Genomic DNA, 14,612 nt, shown 5'->3' with positions numbered 1-14,612 from the left:
GCTCTGAAGCGGTTGTTCAATGCAGAATGTCCTGCAGCCGGTAATACGCGCCGACGAGCGGCAAGAACCACGGGCTGCCGAAATGTCCCGGAATCGCGGGCCATTCGAGCTGCCTCCATGGGTTGCGCGACGCGGCACCGAACATCACGTCGGCCATCACGCGCCCCATGTGCACCGACATCTGCACACCGTGGCCGCTGTACCCCATCGAATAGAACAGCCCCTCGTGCTGGCCCGCGCGCGGCAGGCGGTCAGCCGTCATGTCGACGAGACCGCCCCAGCAGTAGTCGATTTGCACGTCGGCGAGCGAGGGGAAATAGTTCGCGAGCGCGGCGCGCAGAATCCGGCCGCTTTTTTCGTCGGAACTCGGATTTGACATCGCGAAGCGCGCACGTCCGCCGAATATCAGCCGGTTATCGGCGGTCGTGCGGAAGTAGTTGCCGATATGGCGCGTCGTCACGTAGGCGCGGCGCTTCGGCAGCAGCACGTCGAGCTGCTCGGTCGCAAGCGGCGCCGTCGCGACGATGAAACTGCCCACCGGCGCGATGCGGCGGCGGAACCACTGCAGCGGCCCGATCTGCGACGCGCCGGTCGCGACGAGCACGCGGCCCGCGCGGATCGTCCCGCGTTCGCTCGTCACCTCATACGTTTCGCCGGAAATGTGCTTCAAGCCCGTGACCGGCGCGTGCTCGAAAATCTGCGCGCCATGCCGCGCCGCGGCTTCCGCGAGACCGACGCCGAACTTGCCCATATGCATCTGCGCGCCGTTGCGCTGCACGAGCCCGCCGTAGAAACCATCGGAGCCGACTTCATCCCGAATGCGCTCGGGCGGCACCAGCTCGACGTTCGAATCGACGTTGGCGCGCAACGACTCGTAGGTCTTCGCGAGCTTGTCGAAATGCCGCGGTTTGGCGGCGAGCTTGATCTTGCCGCCGTGGAAGAAATCGCAGTTGATCTGCTCGTCGACGACGATCGATTCGACCGTCTTCACCGCGCTCTCGTACGCGCGATAGAACTCCTTCGCGCGCTCCGCGCCGATGCGCTCGGCGAGCGCCGCGTAGTCGTGCGCGAGACCCGTGTTGCAGTGCCCGCCGTTGCGCCCCGACGCCTCGCCGACGATGCGCCCCGCCTCCAGCACCGTCACCGGCACGCCGCGCTTGGCAAGCTCGAGCGCCGCCGACAAACCGGTGAACCCGCCGCCGATCACGACCACCTCGGCGCTTCCCTCGACCGGGCCAACCTGCCCGCTCTGAAACGGCGGGGCGGTGTCGAGCCAGTAGGATTCGAGTTTCATCGTGCTCCTTCGCGGATGGCGAGCGGGTGGTCGTGTGCGGGCGGCGAGCCGGTGCTGTCTAGCGTGGCGGCTTAGAGACCGACCACGCCGGCCAGCCCGCCGATGTCCTTGATCTCGGTATAGCCGTAGTAGGGCGTCGACGGCTCGTGTCCGCGCGCGACGAACACCTTGTTCTTGATGCCGAGATCGTGCGCCGACATGAGGTCGTAGCGCAGGCTCGACGACACGTGCAGGATGTCCTCCGGATTGCAGCCGAGGTTGTCGAGCATGTATTCGAACGCCTGGAAGCGCGGCTTGTACGCCTGCGCCTGCTGCGCGGTGAAGACCTTGTGGAACGGTGCGCCGAGCTTGTCGACGTTGCTCTGGATCTGGTCGTTCGATGCGTTCGACAGGATCACGAGCGGGATTTCCTTCGCCACTTTTGACAAGCCTTCCGGAACGTCGGCGTGCGGGCCCCAGGTCGGCACGGCGTCGTAGAAGCGCTGCGCTTCGGCGTCGTCGTAGGCGAGGTTCCAGCGCTTGAGCGTGCGGCGCACAGCGTTCTTGACGACTTCCTGATACGGCTTCCATGCGCCGAGCACTTCGTCGAGGCGATAGCCGGCGAAGTCCTTGACGAACTGCTCCATCTGCTCGGGGCCGACGCGGTCGGCGAAAGTCTCGCGCGCCATGTCGCCCATGCGGAAGCGGGTCAGTGTGCCGTAGCAGTCGAAGGTGATGTATTTGGGCTTGAAGTGGGCCATGTCGATGTCCTTGGTCAGGCAAATTGAGCGTTCGAAGCACCGGTTGCTGAGAAGCATTACAGCACCACAAAAAGTGTGGCTTGGCGCGTATTCGGTGGGGCTCAAGAAAGAATCGGCCGTTTTTGGGGGGGCGGGCAGCAGAGAATGCGGCACCGTCCGGAAAGCGTCTGCGAACGTGGAATGTCGTCGCCTTTCTCTACAAGCAACCGCCTTGGAATGCGCCTTGACATATGCCGACATATGCATAAAATAGTGCTCACGTTCCAAGCTCTCGGGAGGTCCTCGTGCGCACCGTTTCGATTTTCAAGAACAACGCCAATCAGGCTATTCGCATTCCCAAAGACATGCAGTTCGAGGGGGTGACCGAACTCGAAATTCGCCGGGAAGGCGACACCATCGTGCTGCGTCCGGTACGCCCGAACTGGTCCTCCTTTGCCAGCGAGCCGTTGGCCGACGAGGATTTTCTTGCCAAGCGCCCCCCGGTCATCGGCTCCGGCCGGTTCGATCTTTCGAGCGACGATGACGACGGTGAGGAGTCTGATCAGTGACGCAGCTGTATATGCTCGACACCAACATCTGTTCGTTCATCATGCGTGAGCGTCCGCCTGAAGTTTTGGCGCGACTCGAGGCTTGCGTCGATGCACAGCAGCGAATCGTCGTATCGGCGGTCACTTACGCTGAAATGCGGTTTGGATCCATCGGCAAGAAGGCGTCGCCAAAACACGCTGCATTGGTGTCCGCGTTTGTTGCACGCCTGGATGGCGTGCTCCCTTGGGATGCCTTGGCGGTGGATGAGGCGACGCGTATACGCGTTGATTTGGCGAAGCTGGGAAAACCAATCGGAGAAAACGACTCGGCCATTGCCGGCCATGCCATTTCCGCAGGTGCGGTTCTTGTCACGAACAACGTGCGGGAGTTTAAGCGCGTGCGGGGTCTTTTGTTTGAAGACTGGGCCATGCCTGTCGGCTAACACCCGCCGTGCGAGGACGGCAAAAGCCGCGTCGAAAACCGACGCGGCCGTCGTAAAGCGATGGAAAAGTCAGCACTACATCGTGACGTCCTTTAATTTCCTCAAGCCCCCTGATTCAAATCGATCAACACGCTCTTGAAGCGCAAATTCGCCTCGAACGCGTGACGTCCCAGATCCTTGCCGAGCCCCGAGTGCTTATAACCACCGGTCGGAATCACGAAATCCGAAGTACGCCCATAGCGATTGATCCACACCGTGCCCGCTTCGATGCTGCGCATCGCGCGCAGCGCACGGCTCAAGTCCGATGTATGGACGCCTGACGCCAAGCCATATTTCTCATGGCTCGCGAGCGCGAGCGCCTCGTCTTCGTCGTCGAAGGTCTGCACGGTCAGCACCGGGCCGAACACCTCTTCGCGCACCGCTTCCGATTCCGTCGTCACGCCGGTCAGGATGGTCGGCGCGTAGAACGCGCCTTCGCCTTCCACTGCGATCCGGCCGCCGCCCGTCGCGATCCGCGCGCCCTGCTGCACCGTGCGCGCGACGATGCCCTCGATGCGCTGCGCCTGCCCTGCGGAAATGATCGGCGAGAGCGTGGTGCCCGGCGCCCACGTGTGTCCGGCCTTGAGCGCCTGGAACGCCGCCCCGATGCCGTCGATCAAGCGCGGCGCCGCCGAGCGCTCGACGATCAGCCGAGAACCGGCCACGCACACCTGCCCCGCGTTGCCCGTGATCGCCCCCGCGACGCGGCGCGCAACGAGATCGAGATCGGGCGCATCGGCGAACACGATCTGCGGGCTCTTGCCGCCCAGCTCCAACGTGCAGGGCTTCGTGCCGGTCTCGGCGCAGGCGCTCATGATCGTCGCTCCGGTCTTGCTCGATCCGGTGAACGTGACCTTGGCAATCTTCGGATGACGCACCAGCGCATCGCCCGTCGTGCGTCCGTCGCCTTGCACCACGTTGAAGATGCCCGGCGGGATGCCCGCTTCGATCGCGAGCTCGGCCAAGCGCAGCGCCGAAAACGGCGTCAGCTCGGACGGTTTCAGCACCACCGCGTTGCCCGCCGCGAGCGCCGGCGCGATCTTCCACGACGCCATCACCAACGGGAAATTCCACGGCGCGATCGCGCCGATCACGCCGTACGGCTCGGCGACGATCATGCCCAGATGATCGGGACGCGTCGCCGCGACCTCGCCGCCGACTTTGTCGGCGAACTCCGAATAGAAGCGAATGCCCTCGGCCGTGAACGGCACGTCCCACTGCGCGGCGTCGCGAATCGGGCGCGTCGAGCCGACCGACTCCAACCGCGCGAGCGTATCGACGTCGGCCTCGATCAGCTCGGCCCAGCGGCGCATCACGCGGGCCCGCTCGCGCGGCGCGCGGCGCGCCCAGTCGCTCGTCTTGAACGCGTGCCACGCGTCTTCCACCGCGCGGTCGACGAGGTCCGCATCGGCGATCGGCAAATCGGCGTAGACGACGCCGTCCGACGGGCGCACGACGTCGAGCGCCGCCGCGCCCGCCACATAGCGGCCTCCGATGAAGTGCGCGCTGCGCACGGCGACAAGAGCGGGATCGAAGCTGTCCATGATGTGGGTTCCGGTTCGGTTCGCTGAAAAGACGCAAATAGACTCAAATCATGGTACGGGCGGTGCCGCAGCATTTGCTGCCGTGATGACGGGGCTTGACCGCTTGCGGCACGCGTTGTGACGGGCTCGCGCAGCGCGGCATGCGGTATCGGCCGCACAATAAGATCGTCCTAGCCGCGACTTTTCGCCGATGCGACAGTACCCACGCGAAGTGAAGCACTGAACAGGAGGGGAACGTGACAGAACCGATTGCCCGCGGCGAAGCCGCCGCGCAGGTCCGCTATCGTCCGATGACCGCGGACGATCTCACCGCCGCGCACGAACTGTCGATGGCCGTCAAATGGCCGCATCGCCTCGAAGACTGGGAGTTCGCGCTGAACCTCGGCACGGGGTTCGCGGCCGAAGACGGCGGCGGCGTCATCGGCACCGCGCTCTATTGGCAGTTCGGGGCGGAACACGCGTCGCTCGGCATGGTGATCGTCTCGCCCGATCAGCAAGGCCGCGGCATCGGCCGCGATCTGATGACGCTCACCGTCGACGCGCTCGCCGAACGCACGACGTTCCTGAACGCGACGCCCGCCGGCCAGCCGCTCTACGAGAAGTTCGGCTTCAAGGCGATCGGCAGCATTCACCAGCATCAAGGGCCGAGCGACGCGCATCCGCCCGTCGTGGCGCTCGCCCCCGGCGAACGCATCCGCCCGCTCGGCGCGCGCGACCGCGACCGGCTCGCGGCGCTTTGGAACCAGGCGGCCGGCTACGATCGCACGCCGCTCCTCGATGCGTTGCTCGACGTCGCCGAGGGGATCGTGCTCGCGCGCGACGGCGAGCCGATCGGCTTCGCGATGCTGCGACGCTTCGGGCGCGGCCACGTAATCGGGCCGGTCATCGCGCCGCATGCGGAAGGCGCGAAGGCGCTGATCAGCCACTGGCTCGCCGCCAATGATGGGAAGTTCACGCGCATCGACGTGACGGGCGAAAGCGGCTTGTCCGACTGGCTAGAGGAGCTGGGCTTGCCGAAAGTCGACAGCGTCGTGACGATGGTGCGCGGCGAGCCGCCTCGCGGAGCGGGCAAGGCGCGCGCGTTTGCGATTACCAATCAGGCGCTGGGCTGATCGGCGCCTTTCCCTTTCCATTGAATCGACGTCCTTCTTCTTCGACGCCACGCCATGACGTTCGTCTACAAGGCCGATCCCGTGCGCGGCGCGCAATGGGCACGCATCTTCGCCGAGAAAGCGCCCGATACGCCCTTTCACATCTGGACCGGCGATCTGCCGCCGTGTGACGCGCGCGAGGTCCGTTACCTCGCGGTATGGCAAGTGCCGAAGCTCGATCTCGCGGCGGTCTTCCCTAATCTCGAAGTGGTGTTCTCCACGGGCGCAGGTGTCGACCAGTTCGACTTGTCGGCGATTCCGACGCATTTACCGGTCGTGCGGATGGTCGAGCCGGGGATCGTCGCAGGGATGGTCGAGTACGTGACGCTCGCGGCGCTCGCGCTGCATCGCGACTGGCTCACTTACGCAGCGCAGCAACGCGAAGGGCGTTGGAAGCCGCTGCAAACTCACATGGCGAACACGCGCCAAGTCGGCGTGCTAGGTCTCGGCGTGCTTGGCCAAGCGGTGCTAACGCGCCTTGCGAGCTTCGGCTTTCAATGCGCCGGGTGGAGCCGTTCGCCGCATAAGCTCGATGGAATCGAATGCTTCGCGGGCACCGATGCGCTTCCCGCGTTTCTCGCGCGCACCGACATCCTCGTGTGCCTGCTGCCGCTGACGGATCAGACTCGCCACTTCCTGAATCGCGATCTGTTTGCGCAATTGCCGCGCGGGGCGTCGCTGATCAACGTCGGGCGCGGCGGGCATCTACAGCAGGAGGATCTGCTTGCGGCGCTGGATAGCGGCCAGCTCGGCACGGCCGTGCTCGACGTGGCCGATCCCGAACCGCTCGCCGCCGATCATCCGCTGTGGCGACATCCGCGCGTGATGCTGACGCCGCATATCGCGAGCATGACGCAGCCGGAAAGCGCGGTCGAAGTCGTGCTCGACAACTTGCGCCGCCATCGCGAGGGCGCGCCGCTGGTTGGATTGGTCGACCGCTCGCGCGGCTACTGACGCGACGGCGACCTTGCAGCATCGCAGCACAAAATGCTGCCCACACCGCAAAAACACAATTCCTGCGCTTAAGCGGCGGCCAATCCAAACGTCTTCGTTATTTCACTCCCGCTACCATGGTTTGCAAGCGGTTCGCGCTCGTCACGCACGATGCGCGCGCCTTTCCCGCATTTCGCGACGTGCCCCGCACACCCTAACCGCGCCCAAACCATGCCGACCTCCGCCCTGATCGAGTCCGACCGCAAGTATCTGATCCACCCGGTAGCGAGCCTGCGCGCGCACGAAGCGCGCGGCGTCACGATCCTCGAATCGGGGCGTGGCGCGTGGCTCACCGATATCGACGGCCACGAACTGCTCGACGCGTTCTCCGGCCTCTGGTGCGTGAACACCGGCTATGGCCACGAGAGCATCGTGCGCGTGGCCACCGAGCAGATGCGCCGCCTGCCGTACGCGACCGGCTACTTCCACTTCGGCAGCGAGCCGGCGATCAAGCTCGCGGAGCAACTGATCGACAAGGCGCCCAGGTCGCTGCGCCATGTCTACTTCACGCTCGGCGGCTCGGATGCGGTCGATGCGGCCGTGCGCTACATCACGAACTACTACAACGCGACCGGCCGGCCGCAGAAGAAGCAGTTCATCGCGCTCGAACGCGGCTATCACGGGTCGTCGTCGGTCGGCGCGGGGCTCACCGCGCTGCCCGCGTTCCATCACAACTTCGACTTGCCGCTGCCGCATCAGCATCACATTCCGTCGCCGTACGCGTATCGCAGCGAGGTCGGCAACGATCCACAGGCGCTCATCGCGCATTCGGTCGCGTCGTTGCGCGAGAAAGTCGCCGCGCTCGGGCCCGAGCGCGTGGCCGCGTTCTTCTGCGAGCCGATCCAGGGCTCAGGCGGCGTGATCGTGCCGCCGAAAGGCTGGCTGAAGGCGATGCGCGAAGCGTGCCGCGAGCTCGATATCCTCTTCGTCGCCGATGAAGTCATCACCGGTTTCGGCCGCACCGGCCCGCTCTTCGCCTGCGAAGCCGAAGGCGTCGAGCCGGACCTGATGACGGTCGCCAAGGGCCTCACCGCCGGCTATGCGCCGATGGGCGCGGTGCTGATGTCCGACGAGGTCTACGCGGGCATCGCCGACGGCGCGGGCACGGGCTCGGCGGTTGGCCACGGCCAGACGTATTCGGCGCACCCGGTGAGCGCAGCGATCGGACTCGAAGTGATGCGGCTCTATCACGAAGGCGGACTGCTCGCGAACGGCGCGGCGCAAACGCCGCGCTTCGAAGCCGGTTTGCGCGAGCTGCTCGCGCATCCGCTCGTCGGCGATGCGCGCAGCCGGGGCCTCCTCGGCGCGCTCGAACTGGTCGCCGACAAAGCCACGAAGCGCCGCTTCGACCCGGCCCTCAACCTGAGCGAACGGATCGCCTCGACCGCCTATCGCAACGGCCTGATCTTCCGGGCGTTCAACGACAACATCCTCGGCTTCGCACCCGCGCTCTGCTACACGAGCGAGGAGTTCGACGTGCTGTTCGAGCGCTTGAAGAAGACGCTCGATACGGTGCTCGACGCGCCGGAAGTGCGCTCGGCGCTGGCCTGAGATGCCTCGGGATGGCGGCAGCGGCAACCTCTGCCGCGCCGCCGTCTCGCGTCGCCAAGAGGCTTGCCGCACAAGGGTTTGAAGAGGAATTATTTTGGGACGGCGCGTGCTACGATAGTTCGCTCACCACGCTTTCATAGGTCATTACCCGCCGTGTCGACGAACGCAAACGGATCGATGAAGTTGGACCGGATCGACCTTCGCATCCTGTCCCAGTTGCAACGGAAGGGCCGCATTACGAATGTCGAGCTCGCGGACGCGGTCGGCCTTTCGCCAAGCCCTTGCCTGATTCGCGTGAAGCGGCTCGAGAAGGCCGGCTATATCGCGGGCTACGGCGCGCACCTGGAGCTCAGCAAGCTCGGCGACATCCAGCTCGTGTTCACCGAAATCACGCTGCAGGACCATCGCCGCGAAGACTTCGTCAAGTTCGAGGCCGCGATCCGCAACGTCGACGAGATCGCCGAATGCCATCTCGTGAGCGGCGGCTACGATTACCTGCTCAAGTTCGTCACGCGCAGCGTCGTGCACTACCAGACCGTGATGGAGGGGCTGCTCGAACGCAACATCGGCATTGAAAAGTATTTCAGCTACGTCGTCATCAAGACGCCGTTCGTGAAGAACCACTATGCGATCGAGAAGCTGTTTCCGTTAACGGAATGAGCGCTTGAGCGTGGCGGGATTGAAGCCCGCCGGCACAAACGCGTAGGCGGTGGATCGATCGATAGCGATGGTTGTGCGGTTCCGCTTTTACAGCGGCATCGTCCGCAAATTACATTTCGTCATCCTTATTCTTTCAGATTCGTACACCGCCATGCCGCTCACACTCACCCGCCCCGAACTCTCCCGCTCGCAGAACTACATCGCCGGTCAATGGCAAGACGCCGCCTCGGGCGCGCGCCATCCCGTCAGCGATCCCGCCACCGGCATCGAATTCACGAGCGTCCCCGACAGCGGCGCCGCCGACGCCCAAGCCGCCACCGACGCCGCGCACGCCGCCTTCGACAGCTGGCGCGACCGTACCGCCCGCGAGCGCGCGCAGTTCCTCAAGCGCTGGCACGCGGCGATCGTCGCCAACGGCGAGGACCTCGCGCGCATCATCTCGCGCGAGCAGGGCAAGCCGCTTGCCGAAGCGCGCGGCGAAGTCGCGTATGGCGCGTCGTACGTCGAGTGGTTCGCCGAGGAAGCCGTGCGTTCTTACGGCGACATGATCCCCGCGCTGATGCCGGGCAAGCGGATGATGGCGGTGAAAGAGCCGGTCGGCGTGGTCGCCGCCGTGACGCCGTGGAATTTTCCGCTCGCGATGATCGCGCGCAAGATCGCGCCCGCGCTGGCGGCGGGCTGCACGGTCGTCGCAAAGCCCGCGGAGGATACGCCGCTCACCGCGCTCGCACTTGTACGTCTCGCCGAGGAAGCGGGATTGCCGGCGGGCGTGCTCAACATCGTGACCGCCTCGCGCGACCATACGCCCGCCACTGTCGCGAACTGGCTCGCCGATTCGCGCGTGCGCAAGATCACGTTCACGGGGTCGACGCCGGTCGGCAAGTATCTCGCGCGCGAATCGGCCGAGACGTTGAAGAAGCTCTCGCTCGAATTGGGCGGCAACGCGCCGTTTATCGTGTTCGACGATGCCGATCTCGACGCGGCCGTCACGGGTTTGATGGCGTCCAAGTTCCGCAACGGCGGGCAGACCTGCGTGTGTCCGAACCGCGTCTATGTGCAAAGCGGCGTGTATGACGCGTTCGCGCGCAAGCTCGTCGAGCGCGTGGCGGCGCTGCGCGTTGGACCGGCCACGCAAGAGGATTCGCAGATCGGCCCGATGATCAACGCACGCGCCGTCGACAAGATCGAACGCCACGTCGAGGATGCGCTCGCGCACGGCGCGACCGTGTTGACTGGCGGGCGACGTCTGTCGGGCGACGGCCTCGAAGGCGCGAACTATTACGCGCCGACGGTCCTCGGCAACGCGAACCGCGACATGGCATTGTTCCGCGAAGAAACGTTCGGCCCGGTCGCGCCGCTGTTCCGTTTCGACGACGATGCCGATGTCCTGCGCGAAGCCAACGACACGCCGTTCGGCCTCGCCGCCTACTTCTATTCGACCGATGTGCGGCGTATCTGGCGCGTCGCATCGCGCTTGGAGAGCGGCGTGATCGGCATCAACGAAGGCGCGGTGTCGAGCGAAGCGGCGCCGTTCGGTGGCGTGAAGGAATCGGGCTATGGCCGCGAAGGGTCGCGCTATGGGCTCGACGACTACATGCACGTCAAATATCTTTGCCAGGGTGGATTGGCTTGAAGCCGTCTTTGCCTTGTTGGCTTGAAAGGACCCGTACATGACAACCGATTCCCCACAGCGCGATCACGCCGACGCCTATCCCGTCGACCTCGAGTTTCCTGTTCTGGATGCGTACGCGGCAGGCAACGCCGGCATTCCGTATGTCTACACATATGACAGCGGCGCGCCGGGGCCGCATGTGATGATCAACGCGCTCACGCACGGCAACGAAGTGTGCGGCGCGATCACAGTGAAGGCGCTGCTCGATCTCGGCGTGCGTCCGCGGCGCGGGAAGCTGACGCTGTCGTTCGCCAATATCGACGCCTACCGGACGTTCGATCGCCGCCGGCCCGATGCGTCGCGCTATGTCGATCAGGATTTCAATCGCGTGTGGACTGCGGAAAAGCTCGACGATAAGACCGCTATTTCCGTCGAGCTGCGGCGCGCGAGGTCGTTGCGTCCTGTGGTCGATACCGTTGATGCGCTACTCGATCTGCACTCGATGCATGAGAAGAGCGCGCCGCTGATTGTTTCGGGGCCGCTGGAGAAAGGCATCGCGCTAGCTCGCGCGTTGGGGGCGCCCGCGACTGTCATTAGCGACGAAGGCCATCCCGAAGGCAAGCGCATGCGCGACTATGCGGGCTTTGGCGATCCGCAAAGCCCGCGCAATGCACTGCTTGTGGAGTGTGGGCAGCATTGGGAGCCGTCGGCGGTGACGGTGGCGAAGGATTGCACGGCGCGGTTTCTGGTGCTGTCGGGTGTGATCGATGAAGCCGATTTGCCGGCGGATTGGTTTGCGCCGAAGCCCGAGACGATGCGTGTGATTCGGGTGACGGAACCGGTTGTGGCGAAGAGTATGGATTTTCGGTTCGCTGGCGCTTATACCGGGCTGGAGACGTTCGAGAAGGCGGGGACAGTCATCGGCTGGAACGGCGGCGAGCCAGTGGTCACGCCTTACGACAACTGCGTGCTCGTGATGCCGTCGCTGCGGCAGTTGAAGCCGGGGGTGACGGTGGTGCGGTTGGGGCGGTTGATCGATTAGTCACGCAATTCAGCCTGGCGAACTTGCGAGTCAAGCCGGTACGTCCTCAGTTGCCGTTACCCCAAAACACCGAGGGCCGCTTTTGCGGCCCTCGTTTCCTTGCTCTAACCGTAGACATCGACTACCTGGCCGGGCGAAACTGCCGCGAGGGCCAAACGCCATTCGGTAGCAGGGCGCCAGCCGTTGAGCCATCTGGCTCCATCGTCAATGAAAGTTTCGAACCCGGCCACTTCCGCCGTGAACTGCAGCGTGGAGCCCTCCAATTCGACTAGCAGGCACTCGTCGCCACCTACCAACCCGGGTACCAAGGTTGCCGCCACGCGGCGAATATCACGCCAGGCGTGATGCGTCACTTCGGAAGGCTGATCGCCACGAGTGCGCCAATTCACAGTGAAGCCATCTGGTGTCGATCCGACAGCGTCGATGCGCGGTACTCCGCGTTTACGGTCGATATGCCGCAGCACGGCTTGATTAAGGCGATTGAACATGGTTACGCGACCCTGCATGTTGAGAAAAGGCTTTCCAATGCCTGAAGCGACGAATCTATTTTTGACTCAGCGTGGTGCCACCAAAGATTTCACGGACTCTTACGCGTAGATCACACCTCGCCGCGGTACGCCACCTGCGCATGTGCTGCGTCGTTTGCGGCAGCCGTTGCCGCTTTATCCACATCGGCCACGATTCCCATCTGGCGCAAGAGCGCATCGATGCGCGCGCTCGGATGATCGAAGCAATCGGCACTTTGCCGGGCACCTAACCGACCCACCTGGATGATTACAACGTGAGCGGCCACGGTATTTCGGTTCACAGCGCAGCGCTGCACTTAGAGATACTCGGCGCAAGAATCGACAACCCGAATAGCCTTACATATTAAACATTGTCGAATGTCAAACCACGTGTGCGCACTTATGCGATCTGCATAGTTCGCATTCCTTTTTAGTCATTTTCTGATTTCCCGTAGCCATTGGTTCCCCTGAGGATTTTTAGTTCGCGGCGGCTCGCCGTCGCGCGGGTGCCGGTCGCCTTGCTGACCAGCTCTTTTCATCTATCCCGGGTGGGAGGCTTAGAAATGTCGGAACAGGAACGTAAAGGAACGTTGTATCGCTTCGCGACGGTTGGCGCGCTCACTGAGCGCGGTGGTCGTGTCACTAGCGGCGACAAGGCAACGATTTGTGGTCCTCCCATCGCGCGGGTGGGAGACGTTGTGACCTACGCCGATGGAAGCGAAGCCGTCATCGTGGACGGTGCAGGATATGCCGCCGTGCTTGGCAACCGGGCCGCAGCGCTTGTCGGCAGTCATCTGAGCAACGGAGACCGGATCATCGAAACGCCGTGGGGACACCTGGAAATGGGTGTTTTCATCGCCAACGATGAAACGGTGTCGGGCCTGTTCGATGCGAACTGGACAGCGCCACCGCGCAAACCCCTCGATCGCTTCGCAGTGCCTGGCGCAACGACTGCGCGAGGCGGCATCGTGCGCGAAGTGTCAACCACATGGGAAGTCGAAGGAACGCACCGCAACGCTGCGGGCATTGGCGATTTTGTCGAGTACCAGGACGGAAGCCGCGCACGCATCATTACGGGTATCGGTATGCCGGGTAAAGAGCAGAACCGGTATGCGGTCGTCGGCAGTCTGCTGGATAACGGCGATGTGATTACCGACAGCCCCCACCGCGATCCGCGAATCTCCACCATCTATGTCCCCATCGACGAACACGGCGTTGCGTTAACGCGCCAGTAACGCGGACACCATGAGTGTTCCTATTTTGCGTAGTCGCGACGAAAGAACTACGTGACACAGGAATCGTATTTCGAATGGCACGAAGCGAATTTTTATTGATGTTGAGACGTAACCTATAGGAAGCGAAATTGACTGGCATCTACTATGCAGCGGTCGAGGATGACCCACTGACGAGTGGCAAAGGCAGCCGCGTATTCGCGTACAAACAGGCTGGCACGATCGACGGCGAAGATGGCAAACACCGCCGCTTGGCGTTTATAGGAGACGAAGCCTATTGTCCAGCGTGCAATAGCACGGGCACGATCACCTACGGTGCTGGTGTGAGTGATCGAAAGCGCATGATTGACCTCGTGAACGGCGGACGAAGGCAGGCCGTAGGCGGCGATATAGTTCTTTGCAAGTGCGCCGATCCTCCCCGAATCATTGCGGTGTATGGGCGCAAATGGATGATTCATGACCGCGGTGAAGAGAAACTGGCGCCTGTTGCCAAAGCGCTCGCACAAAGGCCCATCTACGACGAGCAGTTCACGCTTGCCGATGCGGCAGGTAACGCGCTCGCTGATACCTGGTACACAGTTCGACTACCTTCCGGCGAACTGCGGCACGGCATTACCGACTCGTCGGGCAAGACAGCACGATATGCGACAGACGGCGCACACCAATTGGCGCTCTATTTAGGCCATAGGGAGGTGTAATTGATCTACTACGCTGTGGTAGAAGGTGATCCACTCGATAACGGGAATGGTAGCCAGGTTATTGGCGGCGCGGATCATTCGACAATAGAAGATCAGCACGGCCGCCCACGCCGACAAACGCACTTGGGTCAACTTGCATGGTGCGGGGTTTGCAAGACCACCGGCCCGATCCTCGCCGGGGCAGGTATCCGCGAAAACCTTCGAGGTTGGGACGGCCGTCTGCAAGCGTTTGAAGCGGTAGGCGGCGATATTGTGCTTTGCAAATGCGCACAACACCCACGCGTCGTTTCTGTCTATGCGCGTGCAAGTTCATATATCGACAGTGATGACACACCAACGGTCAACGCACTGGCCGATTCCGTACCTGCATCGCGCGTCCCTCATGATGAACAATTCACGCTTAGAGATGGCAATGGCAGCGTCCTTGCGGAGACGTACTACACGATTCGCTTGCCGAATGGCGAACTGATTCACGGCACGACGGACAGCACCGGACGCACCGCGAGGCATGTAACGGATGGTGCACAACGCATGCACATCTACCTTGGACATCGCGAAACCATATAATCACTTGCTCATC

General features: G+C 63.3%; 16 protein-coding genes. 11 read left to right on the top strand and 5 right to left on the bottom strand.

Annotated elements, in window-relative coordinates; all coding sequences use genetic code 11:
• Positions 1 to 16: 16 nt before the first annotated feature.
• Both AAHK20_RS07980 and AAHK20_RS07975 read right to left on the bottom strand, forming a co-directional pair.
• Positions 17 to 1,294, bottom strand: a complete 1,278-nt coding sequence (locus AAHK20_RS07980) for an NAD(P)/FAD-dependent oxidoreductase (protein ID WP_449180910.1) — start codon at positions 1,292 to 1,294, stop codon at positions 17 to 19.
• Positions 1,295 to 1,365: 71 nt separating this feature from the next.
• Complete coding sequence (locus AAHK20_RS07975) at positions 1,366 to 2,034, bottom strand: haloacid dehalogenase type II (RefSeq protein WP_449180909.1); 669 nt, start codon at positions 2,032 to 2,034, stop codon at positions 1,366 to 1,368.
• Between the two features lie 284 nt (positions 2,035 to 2,318).
• Between AAHK20_RS07975 and vapB the strand changes: the two genes are divergently transcribed.
• Both vapB and AAHK20_RS07965 read left to right on the top strand, forming a co-directional pair.
• Entirely contained in the window at positions 2,319 to 2,582 is a 264-nt protein-coding gene (gene vapB / locus AAHK20_RS07970; protein ID WP_449180908.1) for a type II toxin-antitoxin system VapB family antitoxin, read from the top strand.
• Positions 2,579 to 3,004: a type II toxin-antitoxin system VapC family toxin gene (locus AAHK20_RS07965; RefSeq protein ID WP_449180907.1), complete on the top strand. Its 426-nt coding sequence runs from the start codon at positions 2,579 to 2,581 to the stop codon at positions 3,002 to 3,004. The genes vapB and AAHK20_RS07965 overlap by 4 nt, the downstream gene beginning before the upstream one ends.
• A gap of 101 nt (positions 3,005 to 3,105) precedes the next feature.
• On the opposite strand, the gene AAHK20_RS07960 is transcribed toward AAHK20_RS07965, so the two are convergent.
• Entirely contained in the window at positions 3,106 to 4,587 is a 1,482-nt protein-coding gene (locus AAHK20_RS07960) for an aldehyde dehydrogenase family protein (protein ID WP_449180906.1), read from the bottom strand.
• Positions 4,588 to 4,877: 290 nt separating this feature from the next.
• Here AAHK20_RS07960 and AAHK20_RS07955 point away from each other — a divergent pair, with 290 nt between their 5' ends.
• The 6 genes from AAHK20_RS07955 to AAHK20_RS07930 all read left to right on the top strand — a co-directional run bounded on the left by AAHK20_RS07955 (position 4,878) and on the right by AAHK20_RS07930 (position 11,596).
• Positions 4,878 to 5,699, top strand: a complete 822-nt coding sequence (locus tag AAHK20_RS07955) for a GNAT family N-acetyltransferase (RefSeq protein WP_449180981.1) — start codon at positions 4,878 to 4,880, stop codon at positions 5,697 to 5,699.
• A gap of 54 nt (positions 5,700 to 5,753) precedes the next feature.
• On the top strand, positions 5,754 to 6,692 hold the full coding sequence (locus tag AAHK20_RS07950; RefSeq protein ID WP_449180905.1) for a 2-hydroxyacid dehydrogenase: 939 nt from the start codon (positions 5,754 to 5,756) through the stop codon (positions 6,690 to 6,692).
• A 210-nt stretch (positions 6,693 to 6,902) separates the two neighbouring features.
• Positions 6,903 to 8,282 (top strand): aspartate aminotransferase family protein, encoded by a 1,380-nt coding sequence (locus AAHK20_RS07945; RefSeq protein ID WP_449180904.1) that lies wholly within the window; start codon positions 6,903 to 6,905, stop codon positions 8,280 to 8,282.
• A 177-nt stretch (positions 8,283 to 8,459) separates the two neighbouring features.
• Complete coding sequence (locus AAHK20_RS07940; protein WP_449180903.1) at positions 8,460 to 8,942, top strand: Lrp/AsnC family transcriptional regulator; 483 nt, start codon at positions 8,460 to 8,462, stop codon at positions 8,940 to 8,942.
• A gap of 151 nt (positions 8,943 to 9,093) precedes the next feature.
• A complete protein-coding gene (locus AAHK20_RS07935) occupies positions 9,094 to 10,575 on the top strand; it encodes an NAD-dependent succinate-semialdehyde dehydrogenase (RefSeq protein WP_449180902.1) in 1,482 nt (493 codons plus the stop codon).
• A gap of 37 nt (positions 10,576 to 10,612) precedes the next feature.
• On the top strand, positions 10,613 to 11,596 hold the full coding sequence (locus AAHK20_RS07930) for a M14 family metallopeptidase (RefSeq protein ID WP_449180901.1): 984 nt from the start codon (positions 10,613 to 10,615) through the stop codon (positions 11,594 to 11,596).
• Positions 11,597 to 11,700: 104 nt separating this feature from the next.
• Here AAHK20_RS07930 and AAHK20_RS07925 read toward each other — a convergent pair whose 3' ends face one another.
• Both AAHK20_RS07925 and AAHK20_RS07920 read right to left on the bottom strand, forming a co-directional pair.
• Positions 11,701 to 12,084: a hypothetical protein gene (locus AAHK20_RS07925; protein ID WP_449180900.1), complete on the bottom strand. Its 384-nt coding sequence runs from the start codon at positions 12,082 to 12,084 to the stop codon at positions 11,701 to 11,703.
• A 110-nt stretch (positions 12,085 to 12,194) separates the two neighbouring features.
• Positions 12,195 to 12,404 (bottom strand): hypothetical protein, encoded by a 210-nt coding sequence (locus tag AAHK20_RS07920; protein WP_449180899.1) that lies wholly within the window; start codon positions 12,402 to 12,404, stop codon positions 12,195 to 12,197.
• A 261-nt stretch (positions 12,405 to 12,665) separates the two neighbouring features.
• Between AAHK20_RS07920 and AAHK20_RS07915 the strand changes: the two genes are divergently transcribed.
• The 3 genes from AAHK20_RS07915 to AAHK20_RS07905 all read left to right on the top strand — a co-directional run bounded on the left by AAHK20_RS07915 (position 12,666) and on the right by AAHK20_RS07905 (position 14,599).
• Entirely contained in the window at positions 12,666 to 13,337 is a 672-nt protein-coding gene (locus AAHK20_RS07915) for a PAAR domain-containing protein (protein ID WP_449180898.1), read from the top strand.
• A 128-nt stretch (positions 13,338 to 13,465) separates the two neighbouring features.
• On the top strand, positions 13,466 to 14,032 hold the full coding sequence (locus tag AAHK20_RS07910) for a PAAR domain-containing protein (RefSeq protein ID WP_449180897.1): 567 nt from the start codon (positions 13,466 to 13,468) through the stop codon (positions 14,030 to 14,032).
• Entirely contained in the window at positions 14,033 to 14,599 is a 567-nt protein-coding gene (locus AAHK20_RS07905) for a PAAR domain-containing protein (protein WP_449180896.1), read from the top strand. It abuts the gene before it with no gap.
• Positions 14,600 to 14,612: the final 13 nt, after the last annotated feature.

It is taken from the genome of Trinickia camelliae, assembly GCF_053525655.1.
Note: the sequence above shows the minus strand (reverse complement) of the source record. Positions and strands in the feature narration are given on the sequence as shown.

Bases quoted from the DNA above. Each gene is read 5' to 3' on its own strand.
- AAHK20_RS07935 (WP_449180902.1), top strand. From the start codon at position 9,094: ATGCCGCTCACACTCACCCGCCCCGAACTCTCCCGCTCGCAGAACTAC.
- AAHK20_RS07945 (WP_449180904.1), top strand. From the start codon at position 6,903: ATGCCGACCTCCGCCCTGATCGAGTCCGACCGCAAGTATCTGATCCAC.
- AAHK20_RS07950 (WP_449180905.1), top strand. From the start codon at position 5,754: ATGACGTTCGTCTACAAGGCCGATCCCGTGCGCGGCGCGCAATGGGCA.
- AAHK20_RS07980 (WP_449180910.1), bottom strand. From the start codon at position 1,294: ATGAAACTCGAATCCTACTGGCTCGACACCGCCCCGCCGTTTCAGAGC.
- AAHK20_RS07955 (WP_449180981.1), top strand. From the start codon at position 4,878: ATGACCGCGGACGATCTCACCGCCGCGCACGAACTGTCGATGGCCGTC.
- AAHK20_RS07975 (WP_449180909.1), bottom strand. From the start codon at position 2,034: ATGGCCCACTTCAAGCCCAAATACATCACCTTCGACTGCTACGGCACA.
- AAHK20_RS07930 (WP_449180901.1), top strand. From the start codon at position 10,613: ATGACAACCGATTCCCCACAGCGCGATCACGCCGACGCCTATCCCGTC.
- AAHK20_RS07960 (WP_449180906.1), bottom strand. From the start codon at position 4,587: ATGGACAGCTTCGATCCCGCTCTTGTCGCCGTGCGCAGCGCGCACTTC.
- AAHK20_RS07925 (WP_449180900.1), bottom strand. From the start codon at position 12,084: ATGTTCAATCGCCTTAATCAAGCCGTGCTGCGGCATATCGACCGTAAA.
- AAHK20_RS07940 (WP_449180903.1), top strand. From the start codon at position 8,460: ATGAAGTTGGACCGGATCGACCTTCGCATCCTGTCCCAGTTGCAACGG.
- AAHK20_RS07915 (WP_449180898.1), top strand. From the start codon at position 12,666: ATGTCGGAACAGGAACGTAAAGGAACGTTGTATCGCTTCGCGACGGTT.